8 protein-coding genes are annotated in these 20531 nt (G+C 64.8%); all 8 read right to left on the bottom strand.

Annotated features, from left to right (window positions below; translation table 11 throughout):
* Nucleotides 1–51 precede the first annotated feature (51 nt).
* The 8 genes from FYC51_RS10575 to FYC51_RS10540 all read right to left on the bottom strand — a co-directional run bounded on the left by FYC51_RS10575 (nt 52) and on the right by FYC51_RS10540 (nt 20197).
* Nucleotides 52–1260, bottom strand: coding sequence for a phosphoribosyltransferase-like protein (locus FYC51_RS10575; protein ID WP_420797234.1), 1209 nt, complete (start codon nt 1258–1260; stop codon nt 52–54).
* Between the two features lie 315 nt (nt 1261–1575).
* Complete coding sequence (locus FYC51_RS10570) at nt 1576–3681, bottom strand: DEAD/DEAH box helicase (protein ID WP_148733496.1); 2106 nt, start codon at nt 3679–3681, stop codon at nt 1576–1578.
* On the bottom strand, nt 3662–4996 hold the full coding sequence (gene brxD, locus FYC51_RS10565; RefSeq protein WP_148733495.1) for a BREX system ATP-binding protein BrxD: 1335 nt from the start codon (nt 4994–4996) through the stop codon (nt 3662–3664). Before brxD ends, FYC51_RS10570 begins: the two co-directional genes overlap by 20 nt.
* 3 nt (nt 4997–4999) lie before the next feature.
* The gene (gene pglZ, locus FYC51_RS10560; protein ID WP_187432583.1) at nt 5000–7660 is read right to left on the bottom strand and encodes a BREX-2 system phosphatase PglZ; all 2661 of its coding nucleotides are present in this window, start codon (nt 7658–7660) and stop codon (nt 5000–5002) included.
* Complete coding sequence (locus tag FYC51_RS10555) at nt 7657–11358, bottom strand: DUF6079 family protein (protein ID WP_148733493.1); 3702 nt, start codon at nt 11356–11358, stop codon at nt 7657–7659. Before FYC51_RS10555 ends, pglZ begins: the two co-directional genes overlap by 4 nt.
* Nucleotides 11355–14975 carry a BREX-2 system adenine-specific DNA-methyltransferase PglX gene (gene pglX, locus FYC51_RS10550; protein ID WP_148733492.1) on the bottom strand — a complete coding sequence of 1207 codons (3621 nt, stop codon included), beginning with the start codon at nt 14973–14975 and terminating at the stop codon, nt 11355–11357. The genes FYC51_RS10555 and pglX overlap by 4 nt, the downstream gene beginning before the upstream one ends.
* Complete coding sequence (gene pglW / locus FYC51_RS10545; protein WP_148733491.1) at nt 14972–19156, bottom strand: BREX system serine/threonine kinase PglW; 4185 nt, start codon at nt 19154–19156, stop codon at nt 14972–14974. Before pglW ends, pglX begins: the two co-directional genes overlap by 4 nt.
* A 126-nt stretch (nt 19157–19282) precedes the next feature.
* Nucleotides 19283–20197: an FRG domain-containing protein gene (locus FYC51_RS10540; protein WP_148733490.1), complete on the bottom strand. Its 915-nt coding sequence runs from the start codon at nt 20195–20197 to the stop codon at nt 19283–19285.
* Nucleotides 20198–20531: the final 334 nt, after the last annotated feature.

Below are 20531 nucleotides of genomic sequence, written 5' to 3'. Positions count from 1 at the left end.
TAGCGAGCTGCCGCAAGGCGGCAGCTTCATCACTAAGCGAACGCTCCCTCCTCACCTCGTAAGCCGAGGGTAGTACGGCGACGCATCTGGACGAAGCCCAGCGGATACAATTCGAGGCTTCCGCCGATTTGAGACCAGAGTCTGCTTGCCGGCTGGCGTCAAACGGCCGGATTGGTCAACTAGTCCGAGGCGGACAACGACGCTTCGGAGGCTTCGGACTTCCGGAATGGTGAGTCCCAGCGCCAAGGCAATTTCCTCTTCGGACTTGGGCAGGAGTGCTAGGAGTCCTAGGTAGTCGTGCCACCTCGCCTCAATACCGCCCTCTCTGTAGCGGGCGGCAAGTCGAGCGTCTCCTACTGCGGCAACTTCGTCGGCGACTTCTATATCTGGATGATGCTCACCGATCTCTTCGGCGAGCGTTGCAGTCACGGATCGTCCTTCGAAGAAAGGCATCCATCGCGGAGAGCGACGGATGAGGATCGCCGGCAGATTGTTGGGCACGGAGAACGAGGTCGCGAATAACCCAGCGCTATCTTGATAGCCGAGGGGCGCGCCTCTCAGGCGCCCCCGCCTGGCATAGAGGCGGCACACCTCAGCGATTTTCGGATCGTCGATGATTCTGGTCCAAGCGCCCAACGCCGGCGCGACTTCGACTAGTTCCAAAGCGTCGATGTGCGTGTCCGCTTCGACTAGTCGTTTTCCCGCGATAGTGCTTGCGTAGGCCATCACTACAACTCTTATGAAGCCAAATGAGCGCCAACTCCGGATGGTGGGGTGGCGGCACCAAGCGTCGACGTAAGTGATTACCTGATGACCTGACCCGATGTAGTCCGTCAGAAACAATAAGGTGCGCGCCCTTACGCCCCTAAGCCCCTCAAGCGTCAACGGCGTCGGGACCAACAACTCCTGGGGTGTTGCGCGCCGGACCTCATTCACTAGATGCGCCATCAGCGCTTCGCTGCCTGGCTCGCTATCTAGGTCCTGCGATGGGTCAAAGTGCTCGAACACGGTTGGCCGGTCGGAAAGATGCATCCCCGGGCGGGGACGCAAGTCCTCATGTGCGAGAACCGGGACAAGGGCGACTGGCGTTCGCTGCGGGTGAGACAAGACAAAATCCTCGGTTGCACGCCGGACACCTGCGATCACATCGCCACCGGGGACAAACCGAAGGGAATCGATTAGCTTCGCTGCCGCTTCGCGATCGTCCTGCTCAAACTGCTCAAGCCAAACGAGGCCGCGCGAGGTCTCGGACGGCCTCATGGTGACACCAGTTCGGCGCGGCTGCCGTCATCAACTTCTGAGGAACACCAGCTCATAATGCGCCTACTTCCTTCAAAATCGATCTAGTCATCGGAAAACAGTCCGTGGCTCTGTCGATCAGGCCGCATCTTCAATATGGCGCACGATGGCTTCATCAGATCAGTAAATCGCATGCCTCGAGCTCGCCGAAGAGATCATTTCGGCTCGTCTCCATGACGTTCTCGAGGCACTCATCGTCTACGCCGTGCGGCGGGGAACTGCGGAGACCTGTAGCTGGTGGCCACGTGATACCGGAATGTGCTCAAGAGGACCGGTCTACTCGCGGCTGTTGGGCACGAGAGCGACCGGATCCGTCGCGATCCGCAACGCCCCGGCCCGATCGGCGAAACGCTCCGCCAGAGTTTGTTGAGCCAACGCTCCAGGCAGCGCCGCTGAGAACTTCAGCCCTGCCACAGCGTCCGCGGCAAGCCACGGCACTGCCTCCAGCACATCGGCGCGCCTCAGGTCCCCGACACCTATCTCAAATGGCAGGAGAATGCCCTCGTTTGACGCCGCCGCGGAGTCAGCTAGTCCCATGGCCGCGATAAGCGTCTGGTTTGCCCGCAGCCCGCCCCAGGTCCAGAACCTGACGCCCATGCCGCCGCGTTGCATCACCTGTCCACCGTCATCGACGTGCTCAGCGTGCAGCAGACGCCCATCCTCGAGCCGCACGGTTGCTCGCTTCGACAACTTCACCGCGGGATCGACCCCGAGGAGCACCTCTCGACGAGCACGCATCATCTCGAACGACTCGGCGATGGGCTCGGATGCCCACCGCACCTTGCCCTTCTCCGGGTCTTCGTTCACGACAACTTCATGCTTCTGCCAGGTGACCGATTGCACCTTCCACGCGCGACCGGCCAGCAAGAGTGGCTTTCGGCCGTCCACGACGTCTCGAGTCATCGACAGCGGCGAGACCGATCCGATCTCGCGTACCCCAGCAACGACGCGCAGTTCAAGGTCGGCGATGAAGGAGGACAGCAGATCCATGAAGTGGCGGCGACCGAAGTCTCGCTCGGCCGCCGGCCCGATGAAAATGAACCCGCCATCCTCGACGAGATACTGCTCATTGCGCAGGTAGTCGAGCACCTCGTCGGCATCATCCATCACAGCGCACCCCGACCACCAGTCATGCCAACCGTTCGCGGGGAACCGTCCTTCCTGCAACGCGAGCGCCAGGAACTGCTGGGCGGCGATGTGTCGCGGATGCGGCGGCGGAAGCACAGGCTCCACGTAACCGCGCGACCAGAGGTGGAGGAGACCGGCGGCCCGGAGAAAGTTGTCGAGGTCCGTGGCGAGAAAGAGCGCGTTCCGCACTGTGCCGGGGCGCCGGCCCGTTCGTCCAAGTCGCTGCAGGAACGACGCGACGCTGAACGGCGCGTCGATCTGGACCATCCGGTCAAGGTCCCCGATGTCGATCCCAAGCTCGAGTGTGGATGTCGCGACGATGACGCAATCACGCGCCTCGGCGAAGGCTCGCTCCGACTGGCGCCGTTCATCCACCGACAGCGAGGAGTGTGAGACGAATGTCGTCACACGTCGCTGACGTAGCTCGAACGCGAGCTCCTCGGCCTGCGCCCGAGATTGGCAAAACACCAGTCGCTTCTCGCCGACGTACAGCCGCGAAAGAACCTCAGCGGCGTTTTCGACTGATCCGACGTAGTCAAGCGTGACATCGGGGGCGGATGCTGTGCCGCCGCGGTCAGCAACGACTTGGCGATCGACCCCGGTCTGGGTGTTGGAGCCCTGCATCCACGTCAGGATCTCGTCGGGGTTTCCCACGGTCGCCGACAACCCGATGCGCTGAATCCGCCTCCCGGCGAGTCGCTGGATCCGCTCAAGCACTGCCAGGAGGTGCCAGCCGCGATCCGCAGACGCGAACGCGTGAAGTTCGTCGATGATGATCGCGCGCACGGTCGCGAAGAACGATCGGTGATCGACCCGTCGCGACACGAGCATCGCCTCGAGCGACTCGGGAGTAGTAAGGAGCACGTCCGGCGGGTCGGCGAGAATCCGCCGACGCTCACCATCCCCGATGTCACCGTGCCACAGTCCGACCCGGCGCCCCACCCACGCCGCGTAGATCTCCAGCCGGGGGTGCAGATTGTTGAGGAGCGCCTTCAACGGGGTGACGTAGATGACCGTGAGTCCGCGCCATCCGTCGTCGACCATATTGGAGAGCACCGGGAACATTGCTGCTTCGGTCTTCCCACCGGCGGTGGGCGCGATGAGCAGACAGTCTGCACCGGATCGCACCGGAGCGATAGCGGCCTGCTGCAAGGGCCGAAGCTGCGTCCACCCCAGCGCATTGACGATGTGGTACTCGATCGCTGCGCTCAGTTGATCGCTGGGTCCGCCCCAATCAGACGTCGAGGTCGACATCATCCACTCCCCCGGCCGGCGCATGCTCGCCGCCGAACCGAGTGACCGCGAGCTCGGCCGCGGTCATGTCTGCAGCAGGAATCGCACCGAGCGCGTCCCGTCTCGGTTCGTACTCCTCGAATTGGTCGACCCGATCCAGGATGTCGACCAGCCGTCGCAGATACAGACGCGGCGCGACTCCAACTCGGCCACCCAACTGCCCGGCGATCGACGAGCCGAGCTCGGTCAGGAACGCGTCATCAACGTGCGTTAGGAGTCGGTCCTGTGTCGGCTGCCCGCTGGCGTACACCTCTCGGATGCGCGCACCCAATTCGTGCAGGGATGTCTCGGTGAACCCCGTGAGCCGAACCTGCGGCGCCCGCGGATTGTCGAAGCGGGGGTCGCCGCTGAAGTCAGCAGCGATCCGCTGCGCAAGAGGTGGCAGTCGCTGCATTCCCTGTGGCCCGTCGAAGAACGCTGGCGTGCCCGTGATGAGAATGTAGAGGCCCGGGAACCGCCCGGCGTCGACCTCATCGACGAGCTGGCGCAGTGAGTTCAACGACTTTTCGCGGACGTCGGATCGCACCCGCTGCAGCGTCTCGACCTCATCGAGGATGACGACGAGGCCGCGGTAGTCCGAGTCGCGCAGTACGGTCAAGAGCCCCTGCAGGAACCCGAGCGCTCCGAAGTGGTCGAGCTCTCCTCGCACGCCAGCACCTCGCCGCACGGCCGCGGCGACGTGCGGCTGTCCGGCAAGCCACGCGAGCAGACCCTCAGCTTGGGCGGCATCGCCAGCCCGTACGGCGGCACGGTAGCCGCGGAGTGCGGTCGCGAACGCCGGCGCCGTCTTACTGACGTTGCTCAGCCGCCGCTCCATGAGCGCGTCGGCGGCGGTTGCGAGCTCGTGCGGGTCGGCGCCGTTTGCGCCAGCATCGATGGCGTCGCCCTCGAGCACGTGGAACCAGCCGTCAATCACTTCGCGAAATGCGCTCGGCTGTGCCTCCGCCGTCGCAAGATTCTCGATGATCCGCCGATAGACGGTCTCTAAGCGGTGAAGCGGAGTCTCGGTCTCCGAGATCTGAATTTCGGCGGTCGCGAATCCTTGCTTCTTCGCGGTCTCACTGAGCCACCGGGCGAAGAACGTCTTGCCAGAGCCGTACTCGCCTCGCACCGCTTTGAACGACGCCCCACCCTGCGCGACCGCGTCGAGCTCGTCTCGCACGGTCGCGTCGAACCGATCGAGCCCGACGGCCATGACGTCAAGGCCGCGGTCGGGCACGGTGCCCCGGCGCAGCGCGTCGATGATGTCTCGGCGTCGTCGGGGGCTGATGTCCACGGGCTACCTCACCTTGAACTGTTCGCGCAGCAGGTCGACGTCGAGCAAGATCGTCACGCCATCGCGGTCGAGCGAGATCACATCGTAGCCCTCGACGTTCAGCAGCCTTCGGAGCGCAGCGAGGGTCTGGTCAATCGCCGTCGTGGCGATGCCGAGCCCCGCACCGAATGCATCCCGGTGGGCACGGCCGCCCTGTGTGTGAAGCACATCTATGGCGCGGGTGACCACCTCGTCTGACAACGCGTGCCGGCCAGCACGAGTCTTCTGCGAACGGTAGAGATCGGATGCCACGAGACGGGACGAGAGACTCGATTCGTGCTCGCCGCCCACCTCTATGTCGAACATCGCGGGGGTCTGCTCGGTGACGCGTCGTGCCGGTCGTCGCGCAGCCTTGGTCGGAGCGGGTGCTGCGCCGACTGTCGCGGACTCGTTCCACCACGTCGGCGTCTGCGGCACGGCATCAGGCCAACCGGGAATCTCCCCGCCGCGGGCGTTTCGCAAGACGATCACCGGCACCGTGAGCTCGGCGAGGCTCGCGCCACCGTGGTACCCGGCCGCCTTGGGCATGTAGCGCAGGCGCTCGTCGACTGCGAGGATCGCGCGGCCCTCGGGGCTCAGCACCCGCGACCCCATGACGACGATCTCGTCCTTAGCGAGCGCCCCGCTGTCAACCGTGCGCCATCGTGCTCCGCCCGAGCCACCGGCGATCGGACGGTACTCGCCCCCGCGCTCGATTACGTGTCCATGGTCGGATGTCAACACGACAGCCCTGCCCGCCAACGCCGCGGCGTCCAGGAGCGCCCGAAGGTGCTGCACGGCGGCGAGATTCCAGCGAGTGCCACCCGGGTCATGCTTGGCGAGCGCATCGTCGATGGTGTTCAGTACTACGCCAACGATCTTGCGCTTCCCGTCGTTGATCGCATCTACCACTGAGCGAGGGAGCTCGTGCCCGCCCGCGGCCCGAAGGTCGTCCTTGTGGAAGGCCACACCGCCAACCCGCTCGGCGAACTTCGCTTTCTCTGTCGTTTGGTCCCCAGCGCACAGCGCACCCGCGAAGAAGGAGGTGCGAGAGAACCTGGTGAGCGAGGGCAGCGCCGCGAGCGCGACCAGCCTCCTCGGATGCCCGTCGGGAAGCACCTCGACCCAGCCTGCCTGCTGCGCGTCCTGTGCAATCTCGGTCGCGGTCGCGATGCTCATGCCGTCGATGAGGATAATGAGGGACTGGACCCGCGTGGATAGCGGCACCACGACGCGTTCAAGCAGCTGCTCGACGGGGATGACCGTACCGGCGTGGGTTTCCCCGGTGACCAGCGCAGCGGCCGCTGCGTCCTCGCGGTCGCGGCGATCCCGAGCTCGCTCGACCAGGGCCTCGTACGCAACAGCAGTCTCGGCGACGGATGACCCGACCCAGGTTGCTGACAATGCCCGATCGGCCCACCCAGTGTCGTGCACATACGCGGTGAGGGTTTCGTCAAGGGAAGCCGGTGCCTTAACCTCGACCGACATCCATCGCATGAGGCGCACCGCCATCTGAGCCGCGAATACTTCGGACGCGTAACGCGCCGCGAACGCGTGCCCGGACAGATTCCGTACGGCCGACTCGGCGAGTGCTGCAGCGTCCGCCGCTCCGGCGAGCCAAGCCTTGATCGCTCGCCCAACCTCGCCGAGCCGAGCGAACATACCGGCCCGCGTGAAGCGAGACTGCGCTGCGCCAGCTTCCCAACCCAGGTCCTTCGCGAGCGCCTCCGCCTGGTCGAGGATGTGCTCGAACCCGTCGTCTCCGAGAGCTTCGCGTCGGAGCCCGGCGGCGATCGAGGCGTCCGCGAGGGCCCGTGCATCTCGCTCCTCGATGTTCGGGCCAAGCAGCTTCTCAAGCCGAACGCGCGCGGCGAGCGCCTCTCCCTGCAGCGACGACCGGCCGCCGGCCGGCCAGAGCACGTCGGCAACGAGACCGATTGCCGCGATCGAGATCGGGTTATCGGATGCCGCCGCGCGAAGCGCGAGCACCACGTGGCCCCCCAAGACCTTGCCGGCCGCCGTGGTGAGACCTTCTCGCGTGGGCTCGTCAAGCTCGCGCCAACGTGTTCGCGCGTCAGGGCGTTCGAGCTGTTCAAGGACCCGTGCGGCGTCGATCTCCTCGAGCAGCGATATGCCAAGGATCTCTGCGAGCAGCAAACGAATGACCACACCGGTCGATAGGGGTCGACCGGTCTGCTTCGGCCATCTCGTCGCCGGCTGGTAGCGCAAGAGCGCCTCGGGAAGCCAGTTTTGGCCGATCGCTCGGAGGGCAGGATCGACATCTTGGCTTCGCACGCCAAAGAGTCCGGGGACGAGGTTCCAGACGTCGAGTCGGGTGATGCGCTGGTGGTACGCCTGTAACAGGATCGCGGATCCGAGCTCATCCTCGGTGAGCGGAGTGACGACCGCGAGCAATTCCTCGGGCTCAAGCGAGTACAGCTCGTCGAGGATTGCGAGCTGGGAGACGCCCTCGACGATGCGGATCGTGCGCCCCGCCGCGACGATGGACGTCGGCCCACTCCACGATGACTGCGCGCGCAGAATCAGCACTCGTTCTGCGGCTCTGGCCGTCGCAGCGAATGCTGCGACGTGTTCCTGCACCGAGGCTTCGGTTGCGACGGGGACGTGAGTGGTGACGGGTGTCACTCGAGCCACCATTTGATGCGAACACGCTTGCCCGGTGCCTGCTCCATCGCGACGCGAATTTCATCTCGCAGCGCGTCGATGTTGGAGGTAATGGACGCGACATCGGGGAGGACAACCTCGTCAGGGTTCACGATTGGCCCTGCTCCGGAGGCGGAATCGTCGTCCAATCCAGGAGCGAGCGTCGGTCCGGCGCCGGACGCACCGTCACCAAGTCTCGGCGTCGGCGGCGGTCCCGGCTCGTGCTTGCGAACCCGGGCCAGCACCGCTTGTCGCGCCACCACCATCGCCCGATCTAGCACGTCGCCGAGCGGGCTGACGTACTCGTCCTCGGCTGCGGCCGCGCGAAGCGCAGCGATGGCTTGGGCAGCGTCTGGCGCATCATCGAGCGCGTCTGCTGCGCGGAACGTGTCCCAATCGGCGGAGGCAAGCTTCCGCTGCAAGGCGGCCGCGCTCGAAGTCGACCGCGCCAGCGGAGTGACGTCCGCTCCAAGCTCCGTGGCCGCGAGCCGCTCGATGATGACCAGCGGATTTCGCTCCCCGGCGACAGCCGATACAAGACTCTGGGCGCGACGCGCGGTGGCGAGACGTCCGAGTGGTGCATCCGTCGCGATACCCAGGTCTCGAGCATGACGAACAAGCTCAGAGACCAGGCCATCAGACGCTGCCACTGCCTCTCGTGCCCGCGTCTGCACGGCGTCTCCGAAGCGCCGCACCGCCGTCGAGATCCGTGCGTGCTCCTTGGGCATGCCAAACACCGCGGCGGCGACCTCGTTCGCGCGTTTCCAGTCGGCCTCACTCGGCAGGTTCGCTGATCGAAGCACGAGGTCATTCGGGATCGAGCCGGCTGCGGGGGCCGGCACTGCGGTCTCTCCGCGCACCCACTCGCGGTCAGCGATGAGCGCCCAGCTGGCAATGAGTGTGTCCTCGACGTCACGCGCCATACCCCAGGCCGCGAGTCGATCACGCAGCGTTTTCACGTCAATGCGATCGTCCGCCTCGGCGGCCCACTTCGATAAGGTGTCGCGCCATCGGAATTCCACCATTGATGCGACGAACACGTTTTCGCTGAGCGTTCCTAGCCCGAGCGGCACGCCGATGCGCTTGAGGATCTCCTGCTCTGGCCGGCCGAGTCCTTCGGCGCGACCGCCCGAGGTCACCGCAGTCTCGACCAGCTCAACGACGCGTCGAAGGTCGGTGGTGCGGATCTCGGCGCCGCTGGGCTCGAATGCCGGGTGCTCGGGAAACTCCACCGCCCACGCCTGCTCGAGCGCCGACTGCAGCCCCTTCAGCAAGTCATCGGCCACCGGCGGGCTGATCTTCAGCCCAGGAAACAGTGTGGAGAACACCTCCGACGACGTCAGGTCGTCATCCACATCGCCGGGCTTTCTGCTCGAGACGGCGTACGCCTGCCGCAGGGCCGAGATGATCGAGGTGCGAAGCGTCTTCCGCTGGTTCTCGAGTGCCTGCCGGGCCGGCTCCCGGTCAGTGGCAGGAAGATGGCTCGAATTCTGGTCAAACTGGTTCGGCAGCAGCACGTGCTCGAGCTTCACGAGCTTGCCGAGGTCCGAGAGCCGGTCTTGCGTGAGGAAGTTCGGGATCCACACGATGGTCTGCGATTCGACGCCCCCATCTTGCAGGTCGCTCAGCCGCGCCAGGTCATCCGTAGGAGGTCTTCCGTCGGCGTCATAGGGATAGTCGATCACGAGTTTCCACTCGTCACTCGACGAGATCAGGTCCTCGTCCCGAACGTCATTCTGGTCGCGCACGTTGCCGAAGATCGCCACGACAGTTCGCTTGCGACCGCGCCAGACATGCGTGAGCTGCTTCTCGCGAATGAGCCCGCCGCCAGTCAGTTTCAGTTCGCTCTGTACGAGATCGCGGAGGAGCACGCGGCGGTTCGAGGGGTTATCTTCGGATGCCACGCGCTCGAGGATCGAGTCGTAGTCGACCCCACTCAGGTGAATCGCGATGAGCGGGTCCACACCCTCGCCGACTGAAACCTCACCGAACTGCTGTGCCCACTGGCTGACCCACGTCCGCACCTGCTGGGCCTCCGCCCCTGCCACGTACGAATTGATGGTCCCGTAATTCAGCGCAGCCAGCTTGGCCGCGGTGAGATTGCGAAGGGATGTCGTGCCCGGCGCCAGATCAGCAACGAGCAACGTCTTGGCGAGCCGGTCTTCGGTGCGGAACGGATGCTTCCGACTGAGGGCGCGCGCGTCCGACTCCGTGAGGCTGTGCTTGTTCAGCAGGTACGGTCGGAACTTCTCGTCGTAGAACGACCGAGCGATCGAGAATCGCCGCTTCATGTCGCTCGTCAGCGGCGTCGAGCTTCCGGTCATGATCTGATCGAACAGGTCACCGACCGGGACGACGTCGGATGCGGTGAGCTCGTTCCGCCCATCTGCGAGTAGCTCGCCCATGAGCTTGAGAGCAGTGCGCTCGCGCTGCATGAGCGAGGACAACGCGATCATCGAGTCGACGAGTGCGGGCGAGAACGGGTAGACGTCAGCGAAGTCCTGCTCGTCGGAGTTCACCTCGTCGGTCATCAGGTACGTCCACGCACCGCTGCGCTTCACGCTTTCGAGGGCGTCACTCAGAACGGATGCCGCGGCGTCCGAGGTCGGAGCAAGGAGTCGCTGCTTCACAATCTTCGGCAGGTCGGCGGCCTTGAGCTCGATGCGTTCGAAGCGGTCCTCCCACCACTGGAAAGATTGGCCGATCGCCTGCTGCTGTGCACCATCGATGCTGTCGCCGAGGAAGTCTTTGAGATCGCGCTGTCGGGCGACGAACGAGACGATTGGGATTGGCAGCGACGAGACACCCGTCTCAACCAGCTTTGCGACCTTCGAGGTCTCCTCCTGGATGAACGCGCTGTCCGACAGATGCTGGCCGAGCCAGAGCACGAGCTCGTCGAGAAAAAGCACGATGCCGTCGTATCCCAGGCTCTTGGCGTGCTCCGTCATGCGCTCGAGCCCGCTGGAGATGTCGAGCCACTGACCGGCGTGCGTGTATGACTGGTAGAGCGTTGAGATGAGGTCCGTCACGAGACGGTCTCGCTCGGCACCGCCAGCTCGGATAGCCGCGTCAAAGCTCTCGGCATCCCAGGGTGCGCTGAAGTCGCCCCAACCGTCGTCTGCCCCCGTACTGATCGCGGCGAAAAAGGCAGCGTCGCCCATTCGCGCTCGTGCATTGGCGGCGTCGGCGAGGAGGCTGTCGCTGACGTGGAGCATCGGAGCGGGCGCATGTGGATGCGCATTGCGAACCGCCTTCAGATACCCGTTGAACAGCTCATCCTCGAAGCTCTTGGCTCCAAGCAGGTGATAGTCGATTGCAAGCACGCTCCGCGAGAGCACGCTGCTCCTACGATCTACGACGCTCGCGAGGCCATCGAGCTTGCGCGCGGTGACGTTACCGGTGAGTAGCAGGTGAAGCACGGCCATGAAATGCGACTTACCACTACCGAATGAGCCGTGGATGAACGCCCCCTTGGCGCGCCGCTCCGCGAACGTGCGCTCGACGATACCGAGTGCATCGTCGAGCGACTCGGCGATGGAATCGGTGACGACATAGTCGGAGAGTGTACGGTCGGCGTGCTCGACACCCTCGTGGAGTTGCAGCACGAAGTCGGACGCGTCGACCTTCTCCGGGATGTCGATCAGGTCGCGCAGCGGCGAAGTGAGGTACAGCTCGGTCATGCGTTTGCCTTATCGGTGCTTGCAGGCCGTCGGCCGCGTCGCGTGGCGGTTGGAGTCGGGGCCCAGGCGTTCACGTCGTCGCGGCTGACGCCGTGCTGGGCGAGAAGTCCTTCGAATACACCGGTGATTGCGTCGGCCGGGCTCATGCCGAACGTCGGATCGATGTCGGCGTGCCACTGCCGCAGCCACGGCTCCAATTCCACCAGCCCTGCGAACAACGGCATCAGTGCGTCGGATGACGCACCTTCGGCACTCATCGCAGATGCCAGGCCCAGCAGTGCCTGACCCCGCTCCGCGTGGTCCCAGCCTGCCCAGCCGAACACCGCGCTGTCGTCGTTCGGCAGCGCCGCACCTGGATACGAGATGAACCGCTCCTTGGGCACGTCGAGCTTCCCGCGCACCTTCCAATAGGTCGACTTCTGGAAATCGGCCTGCGTGTATCTCGGCGGCACCGGGATCGAGACCTTCTCGCCGCGGTCTTCTGCTCGCTGGAGCTCCCAGACATGCTGCCAGGCGCGGAACTTCTCCAGTCCCGCCGGCTTATAACGCTGCACCGCCACGTGCGGCATCGATTCACTCCCCAGCAGATCGGTCACCAACGCGACATAGTCGACGTCCGACGACCCAACCAGCAGCTCAGCGACCTCACGTGCACGCGCATCGCGCCGCAGCGCCGCCGCGAGATCGGCGACCGACCGAACGCCGGGTCGTCCATTCGCGTCGACCCAAACGCCCCTGGATCCCAATCGGTCGAGCAAGGCGCCGCGCAGCCCGCCCGGGAGCTGGTCGTCCCACGACGGTCCTCCCCATCGCCGCTTGTACTCGGGCTGTTCCAGCAATCTAATCCACGGATTGGTAACCATCTCGTCGAGTCGGCGCTGAACGACTTCTCGATATTCGACAGACCACGACTCAGGGAGCTCGGTAATCGGGGTACTCCCATGTCGCGCGAACCATGCTGTACTCTCGACCCCTAATCCGACTCTCCGCGCAAGCTCGATCTCGAATGCTCGCTCACCGAGCTTCAGCTGTGCCGTTGGAGCGGCCGCAAGGTCACTTGTCGTTAGGCCGTACGTGGAATACACCTCCCAGTCGAGCTCCTCCTGCTCAAAGATCGCCTCGCTCCTCGCTCGCTCGTGCTCAGCGCGAGCCCGTGCGATTGCGGGGCCGACCGGTTCGTCCGCTGCAAGGCCCGCGATGACTCCCGCGGGCTCGAGGTTTTGCATTCGGGATGCGAGCTGATCCAGCCTCCTTGCACGCTCGCGCGGTAGCTCGGAGGAAAGCGGAAGTCCGCCAACCTTCGTTGCGTTGAACTGATAAAAGTCCTCCCATGGCAACTGGGTCTGGCGGGCACCTTTTGTATCCACCGTGCTTCCCTTGTTGTGGCTGACCTGCTTGAACCAAAAGCACGCGGTAGAAGAATTGAGGATGCCTAGTAGGTCATAGTGCTCATCATCGGTCGCGCCAGTTGGCAGCTTGATGACCGGTGCGGTCTGCTTGAAGACCTTCCCGCCCCTGTCGAACACGAAGTGATTGTGCGTCGCCACCTCTGCCCAAATGATCGAGAGCGGAGTTTCGAGCTTGCTGGCAGTCAGCCGTCCGAACTCCGTCCATTTCAGCCCCGACTGCACCTTTGTTACTCCACCAAACATGATGTTGTTCGACAAGTTCGATCGATACGGCCACATGCAGCGAAACTCGGGAGTGCTCCGCTCCAGGTCAAGCGATCGGAACGCCGAATCGTAGGCGAATAATGCACTGTCATCGCCTCCAAACGCCCAGTCGCGCAGCTGATCACCAAGCACCATCGGTCGTGTCATCTGTACCCCGGCGGTTCGCCAGGCCGTGTCGGGACGCACGAAGACGTCATCCTCGAGGGTAAAGCTCGTGATCCCCAGCGAATCCGCGATCTGACTCAGCGTGCGATTGCCACGATCGTCGAGGAGCTCCTTCAGCTCCCCAGCACCACCGCCGGACAGCGACCATGGATGCGCAGCTAGCTTGTCCCTGCTGAGGTCACTGATCGTGACGTACGTTCCGTTGTACCCGGGCTCGTCAATATGGGCCACGATCTCGGTCCACACCTTGCCGTACGCCGGATCCGCCGGCTGCCCCGGCTCACCTCGCACGCCGAGCGCCGCGCGCACCGTGTCGAGTGCGGGACGACGGCGGCGACCGAACAGGATCACGGTCGGCGTGCCGTGCCCAGGAATGTACGCCCCCGACGTGTCGACCACTCCGGTCAGATCCACCGGGCTGAACGGATCTACACCTGATAGGAACTTCTCGATCACCTTCTTCCCGAACTCGCGCTTCATGAACGAGTTCGACGTGATCTTGCCCACATAGCCAGCACCCGAACCGGCGGCGTCCGACCGCTTCGCAAGTTCAAAGAACAGCTCCATAAACGGCACGCTGAGCGCGTACTTGCCGGAGCAGGTCTTGAACAGCTCCCGGTAACGCTGGTTCAGGGCCTTGTCCTTGACCTGGATGTATGGGGGATTGCCGACCACGACGTGATACTGGCCGCGATCGAGGATTCCGGCGTACTCCTTGACGTCTTCGACCGAGTAGGTGAACTCCTCCTCGTCGTCCCCCATCGACAGCTTCTGCGTCGACGCCTCCGAACGCAGCAGGGAGTCACCGACCGCGAGGTGGAATCCGAACACCGGGGCATCCGTCAGCGTCGGCTCAGCCGACGCGCGCAGCGCCGCGACCGTCAACCGGAACCGGGCGATCGCGACCGCGAACGGGTTCAGGTCCACCCCATGGATCGAGTCCAGCGCCTTCTGCACGCGAGCCCTCGCATCAAGCCCCGGCGCATGGGCCAGCCACGCGTCATCCAGCCGGGCGAATGCGCCGAGCAGGAAGTGACCCGACCCACACGTCGGGTCGATCAGCTTCAACCCCTCAAGCCCGAACTCGTCGATCGCGGGAGTCAACGTACGGTCGAGGATGAACTCCTCCACGAACACTGGCGTCTGCAGCAGCGCGTAGGTCTTCTTCGCGTAGTCCGAGAGGTCCTGGTACAGGTCGCCGAGGAACCGCGTGTCGAGATTCGCGTCGGTGAAGTCGTGCATGACCTCGCCGCTCAGGTCGGCCCGCCGCCAGAAGGCCAGGAGATCATCCGCCGCCGCGCCACTGATCGGCGCCGACCACACCGGGTTGTGGCGCCGATCCAGTAGCGCCTTGCCCGCGGGCAGGTCAGCAAGGACGCCGAAGGCGACGTGGAACCAGTCGCGGCTGTTCGTCGTCGGCACGGCGTTGTGGAACGCCGTCTGGTTCTCCACTGCACGATCACGCGCGACACCGGGACCCGACAGCCACGGCCCCTCGATGCCGCGCTCATCTCGAGCGCCCGCCAGCAAGCCGTTGTCCTCCGCGAACCGCACGAACACGCACGCGACGATCCATGCCACGGAGGCGAGCGTGACCTCACCGTCGCGCCACTCCGACCATGACAGGGCCGTCCGCTCACGCGCGAACGCCCGGTCATACTCCGCACGCAACTCCTGCGCCCACGCGTCATCCCGCTCCTCAGCGCGTGCACGCAGATCGTCTTCGAGCAGGCGCACTCGCCGCTTCAGGTCAGCCAGCAATGCGGCAGTATCAATCACGCAACAACTCCAGACGAGGAAGGGAACAGTTCAGCGAGGTCTGAGGGTAGCGATACCCACCGATCGGGACCGAGCGGGATCGGCCGCCCGTCGAGATCCGGCGTCGGCTTCGCCGCTTTGTGCGGCACGAGCAGCCACCGCGCGGCGGGACGCGGACGAGCGAGGTCGAACATTTCGGCAAGGTACTCGGTGAGGCCGTAGCGAGCGATCGGTGCAGCGTTCGTGAGCAGCAATGGATTCGGATCGGCTGAGAGCTCGCGCCAGTATGGCTCGAATGCCTCGCGTGCGATCTGGCTGACCCGCTTGAAGTCGATTGACGTCGGCTCCGAGGCATCCGCCCGACTGACGACAGCCCACTTCGCGCCGCGCTCGTCGGCCGTGGCGTGCATGCGACGCACGAGCTCGGCTGCAAGATCAATGGTGGTCACGTCGTAGCGGTTCGTGAGGTATCGCCGCGCCTCCGTGTAACGCCGCGGATTGACCGCGAGCGTCAGCGGCGCGTTGCTGCCGAGAGACCCGAGAAGGCGAGCATGAAGATCGGATGCCGGGAGCGACTGCGCGAGATCAGTACGAGAGAGCGTCGTTGAGCTGTAGGAGCCACCCACAGTCGAACGCGGACGGTAGGCATCGCCGGACCAGACGAGGTGTGGGTGCGTTCGTGCGATGACGTCGTCGAGAGCGGGTCGGTGCGGCACCTGGCCGGCGAGTGGGAAGCGTGACTCGGTGCGGCGGATGATGCCATCGCGCGTCAGGTCACGGACTGCGATGCCCCGCAAGGCGGTCTCGACCGCGCGATCGCCGGCCATGCCCTTCGGGTAAACCTCGCCGACGCTCGACCGTGCGGCAGCGCTCGACGCACTCACCGCGAGCTCAACGAGTCGCTGGTCATCGATGAGCGCAGCGTCGGGAGCCACAGCGCGAAGCTGCTCACGCGCACTCGAGCCGCCGATGACCTCGCCTGATTCGACGAGCGCGTCGACCCGCTGTGCGAGTGCGTTCGCCACGTCGAGCATCGCATCAGCCATGGGCACTGAGGGCTGGCCGGGCGACGCCACAGCCGTGGTCAAGGCGATGAGGATGTCGGGTTCTGCCCGCTGCGTACGGCGGAACTGGAAGCGCGGTGTAGCGGCTGCGGCATCCGTCTCGATGGCCGCACGGAGGAGGCCCAGCGCCCGCCGCCGCCGCGCAGCGCCATCGAGCGCTGAGCCGTATGCAACCATCAGAGCCGACGCCAGCTCGTCGGCGGTGGCGACGCGACCGCAACTCAGCAGGGTCTCGACGAGGTCATCGAGCACGCCGCGAAGGGAACCGTTCTTTTTCCATCGCACGACAGCCGTGTCGATGACGCGGAGAACGTCCTGGACCGGCAGGTCGGTGAGTTTGGACAGCTCCGCCGTCGACGGCCAGTCGGGCGCCGCAGGCTGCGCGACTCTCGGCTCAAGCCCCAGAAGCTGCGTGAGCGCCGTGACTTCGGCGGCATTGCCGTCTGTTGCCCGGGGAACCAGCGCAGCGGTTCGACGTTCGATCGACTCGCGCCGGGTGGGGTCTGGTGCCACGGGAGTCGTCGTCGTGCTCAGCAATCGGGCACGCCACGCGGCGATGCGACCCTGAACCTCCTTGCGAACACGCTCACCCATCCCTCGAACGGCGTTGAGCTTCACCGGTGGAACCGCAAGCAGCTCGCCGACGGTCGTGGCGTCGACTCGCGCGAGTGCTGAGATCGCCCTGGCGCTCAGTCCGGACTGCGCGATGGGGGTATCGAGGCCTGCGTTCTCTGCGAGCGCGTCGCTCGACGAGGCATCCGCCTCATCGACCGGAACCGCGTCAACCTCGGCAAAGACGCGTCGCCATGCCTCCGCCATCTCGCTGACGTTCGCAAAGCGCGCGGAAGCCTTGGGCATAAAGGCGCGATGAAAGAAGGTCGAAAGTCCGGATGCCACGCCTGCATCAAATAGGCCATCGTGCACGACGGCACTGTCATCCGGACCCGTGGGCCCGGCCCCACCCTTGTCCCACCATGGCGTCGAGGCGACCGCCATCTCGAAGAGAGTCACGGCCACTGCATAGAGTTCGGCGGCACGGTCGTATTGCGGGCGCCGCATGATGACAAGGAACGGATCCAGGTACGGGCGAGAACCTGACTGAATGTTGCGTACGGGTTCTTTCGCCAAAGAGAAGTCGAAGAGATTGAGCCGTGGCTTGCGGGTGCCGGGATCGGGCGCGACGGCGAGGTTTGCCGGCTTGATGTCTCGGTGGAAGACGCCATGCCCGTCGAGATACGCGACCGCTTCGAACAGGTCGGCACCGAACCGCTCGAGCTGCTCGATGGTGGCCCGGCCCTCGTTCTGGAGTTTGAGGGCGAGAGTCTCGGCACCTGCATCCGACAGAACCAGCCCGGTGCGTTCACCAACCGTAATTGGGCCCTCGATCAGCTTCACGACCCTCGGATGGTCGAGATTGCGCAGCACATCGGCCTCGACGTGCAGGCGGGCGGCGGCCGCGTCATCGCGCGCCAGCTTCAGGATGACGCCCGACACAACGGCTTCGACGTCATCGACCAGCAGGGCGGTGCCCGTCGAACCCGAGCCGCGCCGGTCTTGCACGATGAACCGTTCGGCGATGGTCTCGCCCTTGGACGCGTCGATCGGGTCGCCCTCGGCTGCGCGTGGTTCATCGGCGTCATCCGGGCGGGTGATCTCCTCCAGCGCGTACTCGAGGCTCGCCAATACGGAGTCGATGTCGATCGTTCGGTGGATCTCGTGGAACATCGTCGCATTGGTGATGACCTCGGCGACTGGCTCGGGCAGGTCAGGGCTGACGGAGAGCGGGTCGAGGCTCTCGAACGTCTGGACCCGCTCCATGAGGTCCTTGATCCCCGGGGCCGGGGGCTTACCGGTCAGGATCAGGAAGGCGACCGCACCCAGACCGTAGACGTCGAGCGCGATCGGCGGCGCATCCGGGTCGTGCCGAAGAGTCTCCGGCGCCAGGTACACCCAGGACGCGTGCTCGACGAGGGAGTCCACCTCGGAGACACCGCCCGACACGATCGTCATACTCGTGGTGCTCGAGGAGGATCGTTGCGCGGTCATCCAGTCACGGATCGCAACCGTAAGAGTGGCACCCGATGGCCGGACGTAGATCTGGCGGGGCGTCAGCGCGCGATGCGTCAAGCGGCGGGCGTGGGCGTACGAGAGCACCTCGCCGACGCTTCGGATCAGGCCGAGCCGCGCGTCGAGGTCGAGCGTGGCGCCCGCACCTGCGAGGAAGTCATCGAGCGGCACGTCGTCGGGGTGGTAGTCGAAGAGCAGCGCCGGTCCGTTGTCGGTGGCGAAGTATTCGATCGCTCGTGCGATGCCAGGGAATGAGAGGCCGTCGGTGAATGCGAACTCACGCTTCGCATTGAGCTCAATCTGCTGGAGCGCTTGGGCCGACGCGCCGCGCGGCACGTCAAACAGTCGCATCCGGCGCTTCTTGCCGGTGTCCGGATGGGTGACGAGGACGTCGCGCCAACCAGCGCCCTCGCCGAGCGGGTCTGCATTGTCGAGCTGGTAGTGACCGACGGTTCGCGTCTTCGGAGTCGGCAGGAAGCCGGCGGCCTCAATGATCTTGCGAATCTCGTTCGCACGGGGACCGTCGACAGGCTTCTGGTCGGCGATCGGCGTTGCGAGGAACTGCGAGACCGTGTTGCCGGGTGGGAGACCCTTCACGCCGTATCCGTCAAGCGACAGGACCCGGACGGCCGTTGCCGCATCGAGCGAGACCTTTGAGTCCTTGCCGTGCAGCACGATCCGAGCCGTGACGAACGGGACACGCGGCTTACCAGGAACGTGCGCAGCAGCGTCCTTGAGCGTCGACGCGAGCCGCTTGGCCTTGCTGTCAGTAAGGATGTACGGATTCGGGACAAAGTCGTGCCGCCGGCCGACCTTGCGTTCCCAGGTCGTCGGCTTCCCGTGGATCTCGCCGTGCCAACCCTTGAACTCGAGTACGAACAGCCCCGCTCTGGTGAGGAGCAGCGCATCGATCTCGTCGGTCCGCCCGTCCGGGTTGATCGCGGTGAGGTTCACCCATGCGGTCGCGATGCCATCGTCGGGCAGGAGCTCGCGGAACCGCTCGAGCGCGTCCGCCTCGGCGGCGGATGCAGGCTCGCCAAGGACAATCCACCTGTTCGAGTCTGACTTCATTGGGATTACAACCTAGGGCGGTGCTGGAAGGGTCTGGGATCGATTGTGGCAGAGGGCACCCACGGGACGAAGGAGCCTGGCGGGGGACGAGGACCCACGTTCGGGGGTGGAGCCGTGCGCCACTCCTCAGCGGTGCTCGTTCACCGTCGGCGACTTCTCCCTCGGCGTCACGGTGTGTCCCATCTCGCGAAAGCCGGTGAAGTCAGGAAAGAGCGTTCGAGGTGTTCGGTTGTAGGTGTTCTCGAGCATCAAGCGCACGCGATGCTTGATCTCTTGACGGACCTTCACTGCTACGAACGGAATGACTGGCCCCGCAGTCCCAAGTCTGTGACGGTCGCCGGGATGACTGAGCATGGTCTTCAACCAATCCGATTCCACGCGTTCGTACTCGACGCGAACGCTCTTGAAGGGGCCCGACTGCTCGACTCTGTCCGGAACCCGATCTGCAATGAAAAAGCCCTCCTGTGCTCGAAGACGATCGTTCGGCGAGAGTGATTCCACGACGAATGGAGACTCGCCAGCGAGCGCCTCCTCGAGCTCGGCGCTGACCGAGTTGTCGAGGGATGACCTGCGATCGGAGGGACGCGCACGCCCAAACCGCGGCCATTCCGCCGTATTCATAGCCAAGAGGAGACCACTTCGGGAGACGTTCGTGTCGCGAGGCGGTTGGAGACAAGCGAACCAAAGCGCTGTCATGGGATTGCTCGTGAAGTCGATCAGCCGAGTGCTCGTGCCGTAGTGCTGAAGATCGGCGAGCAGTTGCAGATCACTTGCCCACCCGCCAAAGCCATACCCAAGACCCCAATCGCGCGCCTCTCTCAGGGTCCTCTGCTCTGCGCGACGCAATGACGCTTCATCCTCAAGGTTTGGCGCCCGCTGCAGCGATGAGATGAGGTCGAAGTCGGCGCTCGAATGACCTCGCCACGCGAAGCGCGCCCGAGAGCTGTATCCACCGATAGCGCCGAGCGTCGCGAACAGGTCTCGCGGGTTCCTAGGAACCACATACCAGCCCGTCTCGATCCATCTCTGCGCTGTCACCATCCTGAGCACCTCATTGAGAAGCTCAAGCTAGCGGATGAGACTAGCGAGGGACACATTCGCCCCTCTTGAGTAGGCCGGCTGTCTCCTAGAGTCCTATCTCGATGTCGTGACGGATCGTACTCGCACGGGCGTCGACGGGCCGATCGCATCAAAGGCGCACGAGATACCCGTCGGATATTGCGTTTCAGCCAGCGCGAGTTGACGCGCCTCTCGCTCGACGACTGCTTTCGCAGGGCCCAAACACGGCCTCCGCAGGCAGGAATGACGCACCAGTGCTAACGACCAACTCCTCGACGGTCGCGGGCTACGCGTTGATCGCGGTCGGAGTTGGCGT

The organism is Agromyces mariniharenae, assembly GCF_008122505.1.
Taxonomy (GTDB): domain Bacteria; phylum Actinomycetota; class Actinomycetes; order Actinomycetales; family Microbacteriaceae; genus Agromyces; species Agromyces mariniharenae.
The sequence above is the reverse complement of the archived record's forward strand: the minus strand, read 5'-3'. Positions and strand labels throughout refer to the sequence as shown.